Annotated in this window: 15 protein-coding genes; 5 read left to right on the forward strand and 10 right to left on the reverse strand. The window is 55.0% G+C overall.

Translation table 11 applies throughout. The features are described 5' to 3' along the window. The first annotated feature begins 117 nt into the window (after positions 1-117). Positions 118-987 (forward strand): hypothetical protein, encoded by an 870-nt coding sequence (locus MKZ35_RS12505; RefSeq protein ID WP_482513610.1) that lies wholly within the window; start codon positions 118-120, stop codon positions 985-987. An 84-nt stretch (positions 988-1071) separates the two neighbouring features. Further along, the gene (locus tag MKZ35_RS12510; RefSeq protein ID WP_482513611.1) at positions 1072-1953 is read left to right on the forward strand and encodes an SDR family oxidoreductase; all 882 of its coding nucleotides are present in this window, start codon (positions 1072-1074) and stop codon (positions 1951-1953) included. 107 nt (positions 1954-2060) lie between these two features. On the opposite strand, the gene MKZ35_RS12515 is transcribed toward MKZ35_RS12510, so the two are convergent. Both MKZ35_RS12515 and MKZ35_RS12520 read right to left on the reverse strand, forming a co-directional pair. Continuing rightward, positions 2061-3167 carry a hypothetical protein gene (locus MKZ35_RS12515; protein WP_482513612.1) on the reverse strand — a complete coding sequence of 369 codons (1107 nt, stop codon included), beginning with the start codon at positions 3165-3167 and terminating at the stop codon, positions 2061-2063. A gap of 59 nt (positions 3168-3226) precedes the next feature. Beyond that, the gene (locus tag MKZ35_RS12520) at positions 3227-3451 is read right to left on the reverse strand and encodes a hypothetical protein (protein WP_482513613.1); all 225 of its coding nucleotides are present in this window, start codon (positions 3449-3451) and stop codon (positions 3227-3229) included. Positions 3452-3736: 285 nt separating this feature from the next. Between MKZ35_RS12520 and MKZ35_RS12525 the strand changes: the two genes are divergently transcribed. Together MKZ35_RS12525 and MKZ35_RS12530 are read left to right on the forward strand one after the other, a co-directional pair. Next, positions 3737-3928: a cold-shock protein gene (locus MKZ35_RS12525; RefSeq protein ID WP_133271788.1), complete on the forward strand. Its 192-nt coding sequence runs from the start codon at positions 3737-3739 to the stop codon at positions 3926-3928. A 221-nt stretch (positions 3929-4149) separates the two neighbouring features. Then, positions 4150-4344 (forward strand): cold-shock protein, encoded by a 195-nt coding sequence (locus tag MKZ35_RS12530; protein ID WP_084446316.1) that lies wholly within the window; start codon positions 4150-4152, stop codon positions 4342-4344. A gap of 194 nt (positions 4345-4538) precedes the next feature. Here MKZ35_RS12530 and MKZ35_RS12535 read toward each other — a convergent pair whose 3' ends face one another. From MKZ35_RS12535 to MKZ35_RS12545, 3 genes are read right to left on the reverse strand one after another with little or no spacing between them, the layout of a single operon-like run. Continuing rightward, a complete protein-coding gene (locus MKZ35_RS12535) occupies positions 4539-5015 on the reverse strand; it encodes a gliding motility lipoprotein GldH (protein ID WP_482513614.1) in 477 nt (158 codons plus the stop codon). A gap of 2 nt (positions 5016-5017) precedes the next feature. Further along, the gene (locus tag MKZ35_RS12540; protein ID WP_482513615.1) at positions 5018-5710 is read right to left on the reverse strand and encodes a hypothetical protein; all 693 of its coding nucleotides are present in this window, start codon (positions 5708-5710) and stop codon (positions 5018-5020) included. Next, positions 5674-6510, reverse strand: coding sequence for a PSP1 domain-containing protein (locus MKZ35_RS12545; RefSeq protein WP_482513616.1), 837 nt, complete (start codon positions 6508-6510; stop codon positions 5674-5676). Before MKZ35_RS12545 ends, MKZ35_RS12540 begins: the two co-directional genes overlap by 37 nt. A gap of 1091 nt (positions 6511-7601) precedes the next feature. Between MKZ35_RS12545 and MKZ35_RS12550 the strand changes: the two genes are divergently transcribed. Next, the gene (locus MKZ35_RS12550) at positions 7602-8414 is read left to right on the forward strand and encodes a M57 family metalloprotease (RefSeq protein WP_482513617.1); all 813 of its coding nucleotides are present in this window, start codon (positions 7602-7604) and stop codon (positions 8412-8414) included. 140 nt (positions 8415-8554) lie between these two features. Here the strand turns inward: MKZ35_RS12550 and MKZ35_RS12555 are convergent, their stop codons facing one another. The 5 genes from MKZ35_RS12555 to MKZ35_RS12575 form a co-directional block, all read right to left on the reverse strand. Further along, positions 8555-11134, reverse strand: a complete 2580-nt coding sequence (locus tag MKZ35_RS12555; protein WP_482513618.1) for a S8 family peptidase — start codon at positions 11132-11134, stop codon at positions 8555-8557. A 281-nt stretch (positions 11135-11415) separates the two neighbouring features. Next, a complete protein-coding gene (locus MKZ35_RS12560) occupies positions 11416-12576 on the reverse strand; it encodes a zinc-dependent alcohol dehydrogenase (protein WP_482513619.1) in 1161 nt (386 codons plus the stop codon). A gap of 234 nt (positions 12577-12810) precedes the next feature. Continuing rightward, the gene (locus MKZ35_RS12565; protein WP_482513620.1) at positions 12811-13848 is read right to left on the reverse strand and encodes an NHL repeat-containing protein; all 1038 of its coding nucleotides are present in this window, start codon (positions 13846-13848) and stop codon (positions 12811-12813) included. Continuing rightward, complete coding sequence (locus MKZ35_RS12570; protein ID WP_482513621.1) at positions 13802-14590, reverse strand: UDP-2,3-diacylglucosamine diphosphatase; 789 nt, start codon at positions 14588-14590, stop codon at positions 13802-13804. Before MKZ35_RS12570 ends, MKZ35_RS12565 begins: the two co-directional genes overlap by 47 nt. Continuing rightward, on the reverse strand, positions 14565-15218 hold the full coding sequence (locus MKZ35_RS12575; protein ID WP_482513622.1) for a LutC/YkgG family protein: 654 nt from the start codon (positions 15216-15218) through the stop codon (positions 14565-14567). Before MKZ35_RS12575 ends, MKZ35_RS12570 begins: the two co-directional genes overlap by 26 nt. Positions 15219-15352 lie beyond the last annotated feature (134 nt).

Consider the following 15352-nt stretch of genomic DNA (forward strand, 5'->3'; position numbering starts at 1 on the left):
CTTTTGCCTTTTGCGCCCTGCTTCGCCCATTTGGGTTTGCCTTTCGTATGGATGGCCAATGCCCAGCGCCAACAGCTCAGGCGCACCACGCTCAGAGGTTTGCTAACTCACTATCTCATGGCCTTATTGCTACGCGACAAGCTTTTTCCTATCCTCGTTTTTTTTCAAACTGTTCTTTGCGGCTGCGCTAACGACAAAGGGCGCGGCGACTTCGACCGGGTTAGCCAGGCTTACCAGGTGAAGCAGGTGGGCCGCATGCAGAAAGACAAAGTAGTGGAAAGCTCCGGGCTGGAAATTGCCAATGACGAGGGCGACCTCTGGACCCACGGCGACGGCGGCAATACCGCCAAGCTCTACAAAGTGACTATGCAGGGCGACCGGCTCCAGGAGTTGGATCTGGCGCCGCTCACCAACATCGATTGGGAGGATCTGGCGCGAGATGAAGAAGACAACATTTACATTGGGGACTTTGGCAATAACCAGAATAAGCGCCGCAACTTGGCCATTTATCGCCTCAGCGGCCCCGAGCTGCGGGAAATCGATACGATTCGGTTTGAGTACCCCGACCAGCGAGCGTTTCCGCCCAAAAAAATTGCCCGCAACTTCGACTGTGAGGCATTTTTCTTTCATCAGGACAGCCTACACTTATTCACCAAAAACCGCGGTGAGGGCAAATGGGTTAAGTATTATGTGCTGCCCGCGCGCCCCGGCACCCACACCGCCCGCCTCGTGGATAGCATGCAGACGAACACCTGGATTACGGCCGCCGACATCAGCCCCGATGGGCGCACGGTGGCCTTGCTGGGCTACGGCTACGCTTACCTGATTGAGCGCACGGCGGACACCAAACTTTTTGATGGGGCCAAAAGCTGCCTGCCGCTTTCGCAGACCGGCCAGGCTGAAGCCATTGTTTTTATCAACGACCACGATTTTTTGCTGAGTAATGAGGGAGGCAAAATCTTCCAGGCGACCTATCAGAAGAAATAGTAACTGCTGAGAGCAGGAAGCAGTACGTTTGACTCGCTACCGCATGCCACTGGCTCTTTCAACTTCACCTTCAACACTTACCAAATGTCTGATACAATTCTGGTTACTGGCGCAACGGGCACTGTCGGCTCGGAGCTGGTTTTGGCTCTGGCCAATCGTGGCCTGACGGTGCGCGCTGGCGTGCACTCTATTATCAAGGGCGACCGATTCAGTCACATTACCTCGGGCGTGCAGCTGGTCGAAATGGACTTTCATAAGCCCGAAACCTTACGCGTCGCGCTTACCGGCGCGGGCCGCGTGTTTATGATTACGCCCTTCACCGACGACCAGGTGGCTATCAGCAAGCAATTCATTGATATTGCCAAGCAAGCGGGTATACGCCAGATTGTGCGGCTGTCGGCCGCTGGCGCTGAGGCCGAGCCGGGTATTCAGCTGGGGCGCTGGCACCGCGAAATAGAAAAGTATTTGGAGCAAAGCGGTCTGTTGTACAGCATTTTACGGCCAAGCAGCTTTATGCAGAATTTTGTGGAGCAATACAGCGACTCCATCCGGCACGAGGGCAAGTTTTATCTGCCGTTGGGAGACGCAAAAGTAGCTTATATCGATGTGCGCGATATTGCTGCCGTAGCTGCCACCATTCTGACGGCCGACATAAACCAGTACCACGGCCAAGCCTACACTCTTACCGGGCCAGCTGCGCTTGGTGGGCAGGAAGTGGCCCAAGCCATCAGCCAGGCTTGTGACCGGGAAGTGTCGTATGTAGATGTCCCCGAAGCGGCCGCCCGGCAGGCAATGGCCCAGCTGCCCGCCTGGATGACCGATGCTTTACTGGAGCTGCACGCCATCAGTAAGGCCGGCTACGCAGCCGATACCACCTCTGCCGTGCAAGATCTCACGGGTCATGGGCCCCACGCAATGGAGCAGTTTGCCCACGACTACTGCCGCCATTTTCAGCCTGCTTCTTAGGCTGCGTTCAAAGCCAAAGCTTAGCCTCACAAAAAAGCCCCCCAGACTATCTGGGGGGCTTTTTTTGATAGCGTATTCAATACAGATAAGGAAAGAGTTCTTCCGCTTTATTCCCGTTCTGAATCGTTGTCGCGGCCGGCATTACGACGCGGCATGGTACCGTAGTCACTGGTCTCATTCGCGCGTGGCGGTACAGGTGCCTGATTATCATCGGCTCGGATAGTCTCTTCTGCTGACGCGCCGCCCGTGTTTTTATTGGCGTTGGAGTCATTATAAGAGCCGCCACGCGACCCAATACCTTCCGCCACATCGCCGCTCTGACTACGCTCCCCATCCGACTCTACGTAGCCGGTGCGGGAGGCAGAGCCACTGCCTTTTGTGGGCGAATCTGGCTCACCAGTCGGGCCGGGCTCATCTCGGCCGCCTAGCTCGGTGGTGCGCGGCTCAGTAGCTACTGGCTGATAAGCCAGTCCGTCGCTGTCGTGGCCATCCTGCGAGGGGCGGTAGTCTTCGGTCTGGTTACGTTGGTTGGGGGGCAAATTGGCGCCAGCGGTTGAAGCGCCGCCTAGCGACGTCCGCCCGTAATCATCACTATATCCGGTTCCACTGCGGGGCGAGTCATTGTCATTAGCATAATGGCTATCTACCGTTGTGCCGCTACGCGGAGTGCCGGGCTCAGTACCAAAGGTGCTGCCTTCCGGCCGGTCCGGACTCGGCGCACTTGAGTATTGCGCTTCCGTCGGGGCCGTATTGTTTTCTGGCTTTCCACCCGCGTAGCCACCTCGGGTAGTTTGCTGAGGCCCCAGCTTGCCTCCGTACACCTCGTCGGCGCGGTACTGATTGCCGTAGCCGCCTTGGGTAGAGCCAGCATCCTGGGGGCCAAACTCACCACGGCCTGGCCCACTCAGCTGGTTTTCCCGCCTATCATCATCGTGAAAAATGGGCTGGGTGCTATTACCAAAATTACCCCCATACGGCACCTCAATGGTCGGATCATTAGCGAGGTCAACGTATGGATTGGGCAATGCTACTGCTGGCTGGTCATTTATATTTTCGGGGCTGGCGGCCGCAGCCGGAGCCGTTTTGGGGAGCGGAGCCCCGGCAGACGAGTGGCCCGTCATGCCCGGCGTTTCGGGCTGGGTGCGGCTATTGGCCAGCGGGTTGCCTGCTTCAGGGTTAAGCTTTGCGTTTTGATCGGGCTGTTCGTTTTCCATAAGTTCGGGTAGCAGTTGGCGATGAGCTGCTTAGGTTATTGCCCTGCTTGCTTGGCAGTTTAGTTGGTCCGGTTGCCCGACAGCCGTTCTCTGTCCGGGTTTTGCCCCATTACTGCAGGGTTGGCCTCTTTATTTTCTTCCTTCCCTTCTTCGCCCGTCACGGCACCTTTCCCGACGCTCATTTCCGAAGCAACCAATGATTCGCTCGACGCGGCGGCGTGCGAATCATTATAAAGGCTTTCGGGGCTCGCATTCTCGTTCTGATTTATGGGTTCGTTTTTCATGGGGCGCACTATTTAGGATGGAAAAACAAGGATGTTGTCACCAGAACTATACGCGGCCTCCGGCGCAGAGTTGATTTTAGCGAGCGGCCAGTAAAACCCGCTGACGCTATCCTACTGGATGATGAAAACACCCTCATTTCTTTGTCATTAGTAGCCCTATATGCTCCAGGCAAGCTTTTAAACCTCCTTACCAGCGGGTATTTATAAACTCAACTAGTACCAGTGATCAGAAAATAGCCTTAATTTTGGCCACTATTCAACCCCAACCTTAGTTAGTATCAGTCAATGAAAACGGGCAAAGTAAAATTCTTTAATGAGTCAAAAGGCTTCGGCTTTATCGTTCAGGATGAGGACAATCAGGAAATATTCGTGCATCAGACAGGCCTGATTCACGAGATTCGCGAAAATGATCGGGTATCATTTGATATAATAGAAGGCAAAAAAGGACTGAACGCCGTGAAGGTTGAGCGCATTTAGCACCAATTAAGAAGGTAGGCTCTCAGCACCTTTCTTAGTTAAAATTTGCGTAAAACGCTGTTTCCCTTCCCCCAGGGTCACATTTTCGCCATTTGACAAATAATACAGCCAGCGGTTTAGCTTGCTTTCTTAGCCTCCAGATGATGTTGCGGCTGACGCTGACCAGCATAAGTCGGAATTAACACTATCTTTGCCCCATTCTTCACCACATTTCATTTATTATGAGCACCGGTATCGTAAAATTTTTCAATGAAACCAAAGGATTTGGCTTCATCACCCCCGACGGCGGCGGCGAGGATATCTTCGTTCACGCTACCGGCCTTATGCAGCCCGTCCGCGATACTGACCGCGTAGAGTTTGAGGTTCAGCAAGGCAAAAAAGGCCTGAACGCCGTAAACGTGCGCATCGTACAATAGTCCTTTCGGACAGCCAACGCTGCACTCTGAATCCCGTCTTAGCTCTAGCTGAGACGGGATTTTTTTGTGGCTTATTCTTTCTAATTAAATTTCCGCTACTCAGAAGTCTTATATACTAGCTTTGCCGAATTGCCATTAAAAAAGCCCCCCAGCCATACGCTGGGGGGCTTTTTTAGTGGCAATTGCAAGTCCACTTAGTCTTCAGCCTTTGCTACACGCACACCCACAGCCATGATGCCGGGCAGCTGATCCTGGCGCATGTACTGTTCGAGCACGATTTTATATGTGCCGGGCTGGCGAAACCGCTGGTTGCGCAAGGCCACAAACTGATGGTCGTAAATATCACCAGTGCCTTTGCCGCGAGGCTCTCCCGTAAGCGGGTCCATGAGGATCATCTGATGAAGCAGAGTGGACATCGGCTTGCCATCTGGCCCGAACAACTGGTGCTTCACATACAGATTATAGTAGCCATAGATGGAAGCATTGCGCACATTGAAACCAATGTCGTAACGCTGAGTAGTATCCTGAATTTCAAACTCAAACGTGGGCTTTTCCTGTACTGTCCAGGTATAATTGTCGAAGTCCGCATTCTTTTCAAATACCTGATTCGAGTCGCAGGCGGCCAGCAGAAAAAGAGAAAGCACCGGCCAAAGTCGGAGGTAAGAGCGCATACTTAAGAAGCTGAGGGCGTAGGCGAGGTACCTGCATTGCCTTCACCTCCTCCTCCTGGCCGGGGTGGCCGTGCGCCGCGCCGTGGGGGGCGATTTTCGCGGCCGCCACGGTTTGCGCCAGCTTCCCGATTGGCGTCACGATTAGGATTAGCGTCACCAGCGGGTCGAACTCCGCCCTCGCGTGGGGGGCGATTTTCGCCGCGTGGGGGGCGTGGCGCAGCTGTGTTGCCTTCGGGCCGGGGAGCATCAGGGCGCTTGTTTTCGGAGCGTGCTTCGCCTGAGCGGCCTCCTTCGGAACGTGAGCGGTTGTTGCGCCGATTGAGCGGCCGCGCCGCCGCGCCCCTGGGCCGACGAGCCTCATCGGAGGGAGCAGCGGGCACTTCTATTCCGCTGGAAGCATCAGGGTTAGACTTTGATACGGCCGTGCGGGCTGGCGCAGTAGCAGAAGGGGCGCTGTCTTCGGCCCCTTCCTTCTTCTTCCGACGCTTAGGACGCTTGCCGCCTTTTATCTTGTCGTCGAGGCGGTCGAGGTTGCCTTCTACGTGCGCCGATACCTCGGGGGCACGCTCCTCTTCCCGTACGGGTGGCAGCAGGCTTTCGGGCTTTTCGCCACGCTTATTCATGTCCTGAATTTCGCGCACGCGCTCCGTGTCCAGCATTACCCAGTTGTTGTCGCCGCGCAGAGCAAACCACATTCTTTTTTGAAGATGTCGGTTTTTTGCAGAAAGGCCTCTCCTTTTTCCGTCAGCAAAGGACGCTGCACTTGCGGAATGTCCTTTAGGGCATCGAGGTAGGTGTCAAGCTCGTAGTTCAGGCAGCACTTGAGGCGGCCGCACTGGCCCGAAAGCTTGGCTGGGTTCAGGCTCAGGTTCTGGTAGCGCGCGGCCGTGGTACTCACGCTCTTAAAATCGGTGAGCCAGGTGGAGCAGCACAGCTCGCGGCCGCAGGAGCCAATGCCTCCCAGACGACCGGCTTCGTGGCGCAGCGAGATCTGGCGCATATCTACCCGTACCCGAAACTCATCGGCTAAGCGGCGGATAAGGTCGCGGAAATCGACGCGGTCTTCGGCGGAGTAAAAGAAGGTAGCGCGGGTGCGGTCGGCTTGGTACTCCACGTCCGACAGCTTCATTTTGAGGCGCAGCTCTTCTACTACCGAGCGCGCCCGGAACATGGTGCCTGTTTCGAGGTCGCGCACGGCTTGCCAGCGCTCCTCATCCTGCTCGGTGGCCACCCGCAGGATATTGCGCATGTCTTTGGCGTCTACCTCCGCTTTTTTCTTGCGCATTTGCAAGCGCACCAGTTCGCCCTTCAGCGACACGTGGCCCAGATGCCAGCCGTTGCCGGCAGCTTCTACTACCACGGCGTCGCCCGTCACCAGAGGCACACGGCTTTTATTGCGGTAAAACTCTTTGCGGCCGCCTTTGAAGCGGATTTCCACAATATCGAACTCTTTAAAGTCGCTGGGCAGGGCTACGTCCTGAAGCCAGTCGAACACGTTGAGGCGGGTACAGCCCGAACTACAGCTGCCTTTCGAGCCGCAGCCCTTAGCAGTTGTAGAACAGCCCCCACCGGAGGAACAAGATGTGCAAGCCACGGCTTGAAGTATATATATCGTGAGGCGGCATTAAAATCCGCACGGAAACCATTATGAACAAAGATAGGCATTTAGAAGGCGTGCTTCCGGGCCTGGTAATAAGCTTCAGTTAAAAGCTACAACCCATCTAAATATCGGTCGCTCTAACAACGAAAGGCTTTCTTTTATTCCTATCAGCCGGAAGAAAATAGTAGCAGCTGCTAGTTTGCCAGAAAAGCGCGGCAAGCAGCCGGCAGGCTAAGAGGGCAAAATCAACCGGATTACTTCTCAGCAATTCCTGTTACTAGTGTTGCCAAAGGGTGATTCCCTAGCATCTTTTACTGATTGCTTGTTCAACAGACTATATCTGTACGTTTTCGAGGTCTTGTGCATAAAATAATCTTACAGATTATCAGACACATATGAAATTAAGGAGAATATTTTTCATCTTTTTTCCCTTAAATCATCACTTTATTTATACATCTTCGTAAAGTCATCAGGAATTAGATTATTCTGATTCGCTCCCGCCCTTTCTACCCCACACCTTTCCGGCAACAGTACCATCTGACGAAACTCGTCGTCGGACATAAGGTGTGCTATGGGCTATTTTTTACGCGCTGTTTCTGCTAACCGCTCCGCCTCAGCTTGGCCGGGTCGCCAGCACATTGTCTGTTCAACTTGCCTGCCTCTCCGGCTGCAAGTTAACCTCGCGCTTTGGCGCGAAGGCAATATCAGGCCTCCAACTCCCCCTTACCGCTTTTTTTGGTTGTATGAAGCTTAGGGCAGTTGCTTAAGCACTGTTTGGCCGTACTACTTTCTTAGCTTATAGCCTTTGCTAGGCTACAAGCTACCGCTTTTTCCTGCTTTCAAACGTGTTTTTTCATTTGTGAAAAGCAGCAGGGAATTCCTATGCAAAGTCACAACGTAAAGCTTTTGAACTTTTAGAACATTTACCGCATCCCGCATCCGTTCGCTTTTCCACCCACTTTCACCCAAAACCAAATCAATTCTGTATGAAAATCCAAAATTACCTCTCATCGCTTGCCTTGCTTGCCTGCTCGGTAGTAGCCCTTTCTTCTTGCCAAAAAGAAGACGGCAACCAAGTAGTCGCTAAAAATGAAATTTCAGCAGAAGTTAAATCCAAAATTCAAGAACTGGGCCTCAGCACCCAGAATGCCAAGCGCGTAGACGACGGCTACCTGGTAGAGGGCGATATTTTACTCTCCGAGGCTGACCTAGACAGCAAGCCGGACTACAAAATGCTGCGCGTGGGTGAAGAAGAGCAGTATCGCACCAACAATCTGGTGAGCGTGGGCTCGGGGCGCACGATTGGCATTGCCATTTCCACTAGCCTGCCATCCACTTATGTAGCAGCCGTTGACGAAGTTATTCGCCGCTACAACGCAGAGGGCTTGCTGATTCGCTTTCAGCGGGTGTCGTCCAACTATGGCATCTTGCTGACCGCAGCGCCCAGTGGCTCCGACTACCTGGCCTCGGCTGGCTTTCCATCGGGCGGTAATCCTTTCAACCGCGTGCAGGTAAACACGGGCGCTATCGGCTCCAACCCTAATACTAACTATTTGGCTACTATTCTGGCCCATGAAGTTGGTCACTGCATTGGCTTCCGCCACACCGACTATATGGACCGGAGCTATAGCTGCGGTGGTCAGTATACCAACGAAGGAGCCAGCACGGTGGGCGCCATTCTTATCCCCGGCACACCAAGCAGCGCCGATCCTAACTCCTGGATGCTAGCCTGCATCGGCACTGGTGCTAACCGCTATTTCAACGCCAACGACCGTACGGCACTTCGTTACTTATACTAACCAGTCTCACCCACTGGCTTAGTACCGATGCCCGTACGCATCATCATTTAAAAGTATCTTGAACGGATGCAAACAAGAAGCCCCAACTCCAGTGGAGTTGGGGCTTCTTGTCTTTTTGAGCTTTACGTATTGCGGCGCTTTTACAGCACAATAATGCGCTGTGTGATTCCAGGGCCGCTTTCAGGCGTTACGCGCACGAGGTAGGTTCCGCTACGCAAGCCACTGGTATCGAGTGGGTTGATGGTGCCAGTAGCCGTGGCTTCGCGCACTAAGCGCCCCAACAGATCATAGAGCTGGATATGGATGGAGCCCGTGGAACCCGTGATGAGCTGAAGGGGCTCGCCCGCTCGCACCGGATTAGGATACGCGAGCAACTCCCTGGTGCGCGCGTATTGCACGTCTTCTACCGAACTATAGAAAATTTGCCCCCCAGCCGTATTTAGCCGGACGCGGTAGTGGTTGAGCCCAGAATATGGCGTCGGATCAGTGAGGGCAAATTGCAAGTCCTGCACGGGCGCGATGGTCTGGATAGTTTCGTAGCTGCCATCGGGGGCTTGCCGCTCCAGATGCAGGCTTGCCAAACCGTAGGCGGTGCCAATTTCAAGGTCGAGCAAAACCGTATCCGTAACAGCCTGGCGCGGAATGAAAGCACGCACGTAGCAGCCCGTGCCCTGCTGACTGTATTCTATACTAGGGCTACGCTTCCCCATTTTGCCCCCCAGCACTGGTGCCACGGCGAAATACTGTAACGGCAGTTCCGTTGCGGAAAGAAGAGCTACTGTATCCTGGCTGCGGCGCAGAGGTTCCAGGCCAGTAGCGCTTAGGCCATACAACTGGTATTCGGTAGCGCCGGGCACCGCCGGCCACTGCAGCAGCGCTTCTTCCGGACAGGCATACCCGACCTGTAAGCTTAGCGGCGCATGAATCAGGAACGTTTCAGAGAGGTACACAGTAGCTGGCGCCACCATTCGCAACTGAGCGACGGTAGCAGAATTGGGTGTTTTCCAAGTAGTAAAGCCGGTTTTCAACTCTACCGCCGAATTAACTACCTGCCAAGCGGAACTGCCAAGCGGCTGGTATTCGAGGCGGGCCGTGGTGGTGGCACCTGCCCACTGCCAGCGCAGCTCTTGGGCAGAACCGGGGGCAAAAACTGCCCCTCCGAGCGGGTTGAGCCAAGAAAAACCTGTCTCCCCGAACTCATAGGCAACGCTGAAGGCTTGCGGCCCCTGAGATACTGAGAAGCCGCGCACGTGCAGCTCATAAACGCCCGCAGCAGGCGCAGCCACCGTAATTTGTTCTACGTTGTTAAGATGATCGGGCCGGCGGCGGGCCGGCAGGGCCAGGGAATCCAGGTGAGGATAATGACTCAATACCCACGGCTTCCAGTGTTGCTTGGTGGCAGGCTGGACTAGCTCTAAATCAAGGTCATTGATGAGAGCCTGAGTTGCGTCGGGGGCAGCGGCAGGATCGTGCCAGGCCAGCGTGATTTTCAGCTCAGGACTGCCGGCCGGCACCGATATGGTAAATATCCGCTCGGAATTCTGAGTAGCTGAACTCGTATAAAAGCGCCGCTCACGAATCGTTTGGACTGCGCCCAGCGCATCGGCCTGGCCATAGCCACTCTCAAAGTCTATGGCCGGACGGCCGGTGTCGTTGGCGCTATTAAGTAATGCTGCTTTTACGAGGGACGCGGGGGGCAAAATGCCCCCCAGCTGCTCTTTGGAGGCTTGTTGTATCAGCAGGCTCACCCCCGAAACCAAGGCTGCCGCATCGGAGGAGCCATCGGCCCCGTACGCAACCAGCTCCGGCTTTACGCGCCCATCGTACGCCGGACCACGCGAGCTGAGCGGCACCACTTTGCCGCGACTGTCGGTGGCGCCCACGCTCAGCGTATTCTTCGACATTTTGAACTGTCCGGTCATGTTGGCTACGCCCGCCAGGCCGGCGTACCTGCCACTAGGGCTGGTTTTATTACCATCATTGCCGGAGGAAAAAACGTGCACCAGCTGTGGATACTGCGTGGCATGAGCATCGTAGGCGCGGCTTTCCAGACCATAATAGTTTTCGATGGCGACGCCGTAGGAATGGTTCTGGACTGACACCCCGGTTTGTGTCAGGCGGGCACCATCATCGGGCATCAGCTCGCTGAAGTCGGCGGTACTTAGCCGGGCCTGCCAGGCAGCCCCTTTGCCCGATGGCGCCGAGTTGCCGCCGCCCGCAATTAGGGTAGCCATAGCCGTGGCGTGGGCCGAAACTGCCGGTGCGGCTCCTGCCGCTGCCACAACTCTGCCCCGAAAATCAATGTCAGCAGCATCAAATGGTCTTTCCTTCACCGAAACTATCATTCCCTGGCCGCCCAGGTCGGGAAACCGGACATGAAGCGGAGCAATGGCATTGACGACCAAATCGGAGTTGTCCAGGGGGCGTTCTTCGCGGGCCTGACGGCTGGGCACATCCACGAAAGTGACCCAAGAACAAGTAAGCAGCTTAGCTAATTGTCGGGTATTTACGCCGCTCAGGGTATAGACACTACCGTGCGCAACATGCCGGCTGATATCCACAGAAGGCAGCTCCTGACGCATCCAGGCCTTAAATTCAGCGGTGGACTGCACGCTTACGCGGTAAGATTTAGTAGCTGGCTGTTTAGCAGTTCGTAGCGGCGGGGCAAGCTTCGACTGCGCCGCCGACGGGGCCAGCGAATATTCTTGTGCCCAACTCACGCCCGGCAAACACCATAGCCACAACAGCCACAGCCCGCATTTTCTTGCCAATATGCGTGTGCTAGATTCGTAGTTATCACCCATGCACCGAACGTATAGATTGGCAGCGGGCCCGGCCCGATTTAAGTTAATGTCCTTGACCAAATATAAGTAGAATCCTGCCGACACTGTAGCGTTCTACTTCCATCCAAAAAGGGCCTTTCTCAGACTCCTAACTCATAAAAGAAGCGTCCATCACTGGCGATGGACGCTTCTCTTATGAGAGAAAACAATGCATTTGATTATGGTTTGAGCACTACCTTCACGCAGTTATCTTTCTTATTGCGGAAGATGTCGTAGCCATGCGCCGCCTGGCTCAGGGGCAGGCTATGCGTAATAATGTCATCGAGCTTCACCTTGCCATCAACCACGTATTTAAGCAGCTTGTCGATGTGCTTATGAGCAGGTGCTTGTCCGCCGCGCAGCGTAATACCTTTATCGAAGAACTGATGCACGGGGAAATTATCGTAGGGCGAGCCGTACACGCCCAAAACGGTTACGATGCCGCCCCGGCGCACGGCGCTCATGCAGGCTTCCAGCACCTTAATAGAGCCTTTTTCAAAGTTGATAACTGCCTTCGCGCGGTCGGCCAGATTGCGTACAGGCTCAAAGCCTACGGCTTCCACGCACACATCGGCTCCACGGCCTTGCGTCAGCTCGCGAATGACTTCTACCACCTGCTTATGGTCGTGCCACACCAAAGCTTCGCAATTGGCCGTCTGCTGAGCTTTATCGAGGCGATATTCCAGCGGATCGACAATCAGTACGCGCGCCGCGCCGCGCAGCCACGCCGATTTGGCAGCCATAATGCCTACCGGGCCAGCGCCGAAAATGACGACAAATTCCCCACCTTTCACTTCGCCCCAGTCAATGCCGGAATAGCCGGTTGGGAAAATGTCGGTTAGAAACAAAGCCTGCTCATCGGTCAGGCTGTCTGGAATGATGCGGGGGCCAAAATCGGCATAAGGTACGCGCACGTACTCAGCCTGCCCGCCGTTGTAGCCACCATACAGATCGGTGTAGCCAAATAGAGCACCGCCTTTTTGAGTAGCTACGCCACCCTCGGGGCCATAATGATCAGGGTTGGAGTTTTCGCAGTGGCCAGGCAACTCGTGATTGCAGAAGAAGCACGTTCCGCAGGCAATGGGAAAGGGTACTACTACCCGGTCGCCGCGCTTGAGGTTGCCCACGCCTTTACCCACTTCCTCCACGATGCCCATAAACTCATGGCCGAGTACCATGGGTCGGGGCTGGGGAATGCCGCCGTTATAAATGTGCAAGTCGGAGCCGCAAATGGCGGTACTGGTCACGCGGATAATGGCGTCGCGGGCCTCTTCAATCTGGGGATCATCCACGTTGTCAACGCGAACGTCTTTCATCCCGTGAAACACGAGTGCTTTCATAGTGATAAGGTTGGTTTTGGAAAAAGTAAGAAGAGCAGAAGCGCTAGAAGTGCCTGAGTAATAGAAAGCTTAACGGGCAGATTCCGACTGAGGTTACTTTGGGTCAGGTCTGGGAATAGTAAAGCAGCGACACAAAAAAACCCTTCTGCTCAAGGCGGAAAGGTTGAACGGTTTGGGCTTTTTAGCTAATAGCGTTTGTAGAGACGCGGATTCGCGTCTCTACAACCTCAGCAATCAGAGCTTGTACACCAACACAGATGTGGGTGTTATCAAATACGCAAATTGCTCGCCCATCAACACTTGGCTCGTACTGCCTTCTACGTTTGGTAGCGGCTGCGTGCGCTCGGCGAGGGTATAGAGCTGAAAAAAGTGCAGTACCCCGTCCGCCAGATAGTACAGCTCATCACCACGAAATCCTATAGTGTTTAAACCAACGAAAGGCAGCTTTTTGCGGTAATTGCCCAGGTTATCGAACACGAAGATGCCACTGGTGCGGTCCACGAGGTAAAGGTTGTTCTGATACTGTCGCAGAAAGCGAAAATCCGGTTTGCTGCGGCCAATAATCAAATCCAGGGGCGTACTTTGCCCGAAGCGCTGGGGCGTGGGATCGAACTGGCGCAGGGTCAAGTCGCTTTCGTCGAGCAGCCACAGCTTATCGTCGGGGGCCAGGGTGGCTACCCGGACGAGGCCATCGAAATAGTCGCCGAGACGGATTTGGGTGATGGGGGCCAAAAACCGATCGAGCAGGCGTATTTCCTGGCGGTCGTCGTAAAAAGCCATAATCTTGGACACGTTCCAGGCTTCCAGCTGGGCGGTGTGCCCCGGCAAGGGCGGCGAGTACACGTTGAGCGGCTGGCCGTCGGGCCCGTATTGGTGGATGTTGTCTTGGCCGTCAGCTACGTAGAGGTTGCCGCGCCGATCCAAGGAAGCCGCACCGGGCTGACGTAAGTTAATGGTGCGAACCAGCGTCCAGCCATTAGTTGAGACAACTGCGCTTTGGGGGGCAATTTTCCCTTTGTTCACTGAATCGGGCGCGGTGCGGGCGGGCGGCACGACGGAGCCGGCACGAGGTGCCGTGGTTTGGGCTTTTATAGAGGTGAGAAGTAAGAGGTGAGAAGTGAGAAGTAAGATGATGAATAGAGGTGAGAAGCGAGAAGTGAGAAGTGAGACAATAGGCTGCTTCTTGCTTCTCGCTTCTCGCTTCTCCCCACTCACTTCTGCTCTCTCACTTCTCCGATTCAAAGTGCTGCAACGCCAGATCTTGTCCGTCATACACGGCATAAGAGCAATAATTGACCCACTCGCCTAGGTTAAGATAGCGGCTGCCGGGCGCTACGGGCACATCGAGCGGCAGGTGGCGGTGGCCAAACACGTAGTAGTCGTGGTGGTGGCGCTGCTCTAGCTCGCGGCAGTACACTAGCAGCCATTCATCTTCTCCAAAATACTTTTCGTCAGCGGCCGCGTTCTGAATTCGGCTGCGACGGCTCCATTTGTTGGCCAGCCCGATTCCAAAATTCGGATGCAGACGCGCAAACAACCACTGCGACACCGGGCTGGCAAATACCCGCTTGAGCACTTTATACGTGTGGTCCTTTGGCCCGAGACCGTCGCCGTGCCCAATATGAAACAGCTTATTGCCAATGCGCTGGCTTACCGGATGGCGCAGAATGGGGATGTTCAGCTCTTTGGTAAAGTAGTCGAACATCCACATATCGTGGTTGCCGGTGAAGAAGGTAACGGGTAGGCCTGCGTCGGTGAGTTCGGCCAGCTTGCCCTGCAGGCGAATAAAGCCGCGCGGCACAGCATGGCGATACTCAAACCAGAAGTCGAAAATGTCTCCCAGCAGATAAATAGCACCCGCATCCTGCGCTACCGTGTCGAGCCAGCGCACAATGCGGCGCTCCCGCGCGGCGGAACTGGCGGCGTCGGGGGCGCCGAGATGAAAATCGGAGGCGAAGTACACCTTGCGGCCGGTCGGCAGCGCCAGATCAGGTAGTTGCAAGGGGGGCGTCATCCAATAAAAACAACACGAGGCTACGCGGACCATGCGCTCCGAGCACCAACGTTTTTTCAATATCAGCCGTGCGACTGGGCCCCGTAGTCAACGAAATCATGGAGGGCAGCCGGTCGCCGTAGCGGGCCGTAACTACTGCTAAGCCGTCGCCGATGTCGGGCACAATTTGAGAGGTGCGGGCCAGCACCAAATGCTGATCGGGGTAAATACTCAGGCGGCGCCCGGCAGCCGAAGCGGCGCTTACCAGTATGCTGCCCGTGCGTGCCACCAGGGCTTCGCAGGTGGTAAGGCCCGCATCGGCTTTCTTGATGAAGTTGGTTTCGTCGCCGCTAAAGGCTACGCCGCCCTCGTGGAGCATCTTTTTCAGTTCCGGCTCCCAGACGAAGAGGTTATCCAGCTGCTTGTCTTTTTTGTAGACGAATAGCTGATCGAAGAAGTGCTCCTCCGACTCGCAGTAGTAAAAAGCCCCCCCGACCCTAGCGAAGCTCTGAGCAAAGTGAATGGCCAGATCGTCGGTTAGTGGAGGGTGTAGCGGAGCAGAAAAATCGGGGGCAGCCGGCTGGGGCGCCGGTTGGAGCAGCGCCTCGCGGATGCGGCGCAGCATACGGTCGCGGGAGGTATCAGACATGATAGGCAAAGGTAGCAGAGTCAAACCAAGCAACGCTCCACTCTCTATTGGACAAGTGGCGATTATTTTATATATTGATTAGCAGTTATATACCATGCGTCTTCAATTTCTTAGCTCAGATTATCGAAAGCAAA

The organism is Hymenobacter sp. R533113 (assembly GCF_056835965.1).

Bases quoted from the DNA above. Each gene is read 5' to 3' on its own strand.
- MKZ35_RS12505 (WP_482513610.1), top strand. From the start codon at position 118: ATGGCCTTATTGCTACGCGACAAGCTTTTTCCTATCCTCGTTTTTTTT.
- MKZ35_RS12510 (WP_482513611.1), top strand. From the start codon at position 1,072: ATGTCTGATACAATTCTGGTTACTGGCGCAACGGGCACTGTCGGCTCG.
- MKZ35_RS12515 (WP_482513612.1), bottom strand. From the start codon at position 3,167: ATGGAAAACGAACAGCCCGATCAAAACGCAAAGCTTAACCCTGAAGCA.
- MKZ35_RS12520 (WP_482513613.1), bottom strand. From the start codon at position 3,451: ATGAAAAACGAACCCATAAATCAGAACGAGAATGCGAGCCCCGAAAGC.
- MKZ35_RS12525 (WP_133271788.1), top strand. From the start codon at position 3,737: ATGAAAACGGGCAAAGTAAAATTCTTTAATGAGTCAAAAGGCTTCGGC.
- MKZ35_RS12530 (WP_084446316.1), top strand. From the start codon at position 4,150: ATGAGCACCGGTATCGTAAAATTTTTCAATGAAACCAAAGGATTTGGC.
- MKZ35_RS12535 (WP_482513614.1), bottom strand. From the start codon at position 5,015: ATGCGCTCTTACCTCCGACTTTGGCCGGTGCTTTCTCTTTTTCTGCTG.
- MKZ35_RS12540 (WP_482513615.1), bottom strand. From the start codon at position 5,710: ATGTGGTTTGCTCTGCGCGGCGACAACAACTGGGTAATGCTGGACACG.
- MKZ35_RS12550 (WP_482513617.1), top strand. From the start codon at position 7,602: ATGAAAATCCAAAATTACCTCTCATCGCTTGCCTTGCTTGCCTGCTCG.
- MKZ35_RS12560 (WP_482513619.1), bottom strand. From the start codon at position 12,576: ATGAAAGCACTCGTGTTTCACGGGATGAAAGACGTTCGCGTTGACAAC.
- MKZ35_RS12565 (WP_482513620.1), bottom strand. From the start codon at position 13,848: ATGACGGACAAGATCTGGCGTTGCAGCACTTTGAATCGGAGAAGTGAG.
- MKZ35_RS12570 (WP_482513621.1), bottom strand. From the start codon at position 14,590: ATGACGCCCCCCTTGCAACTACCTGATCTGGCGCTGCCGACCGGCCGC.
- MKZ35_RS12575 (WP_482513622.1), bottom strand. From the start codon at position 15,218: ATGTCTGATACCTCCCGCGACCGTATGCTGCGCCGCATCCGCGAGGCG.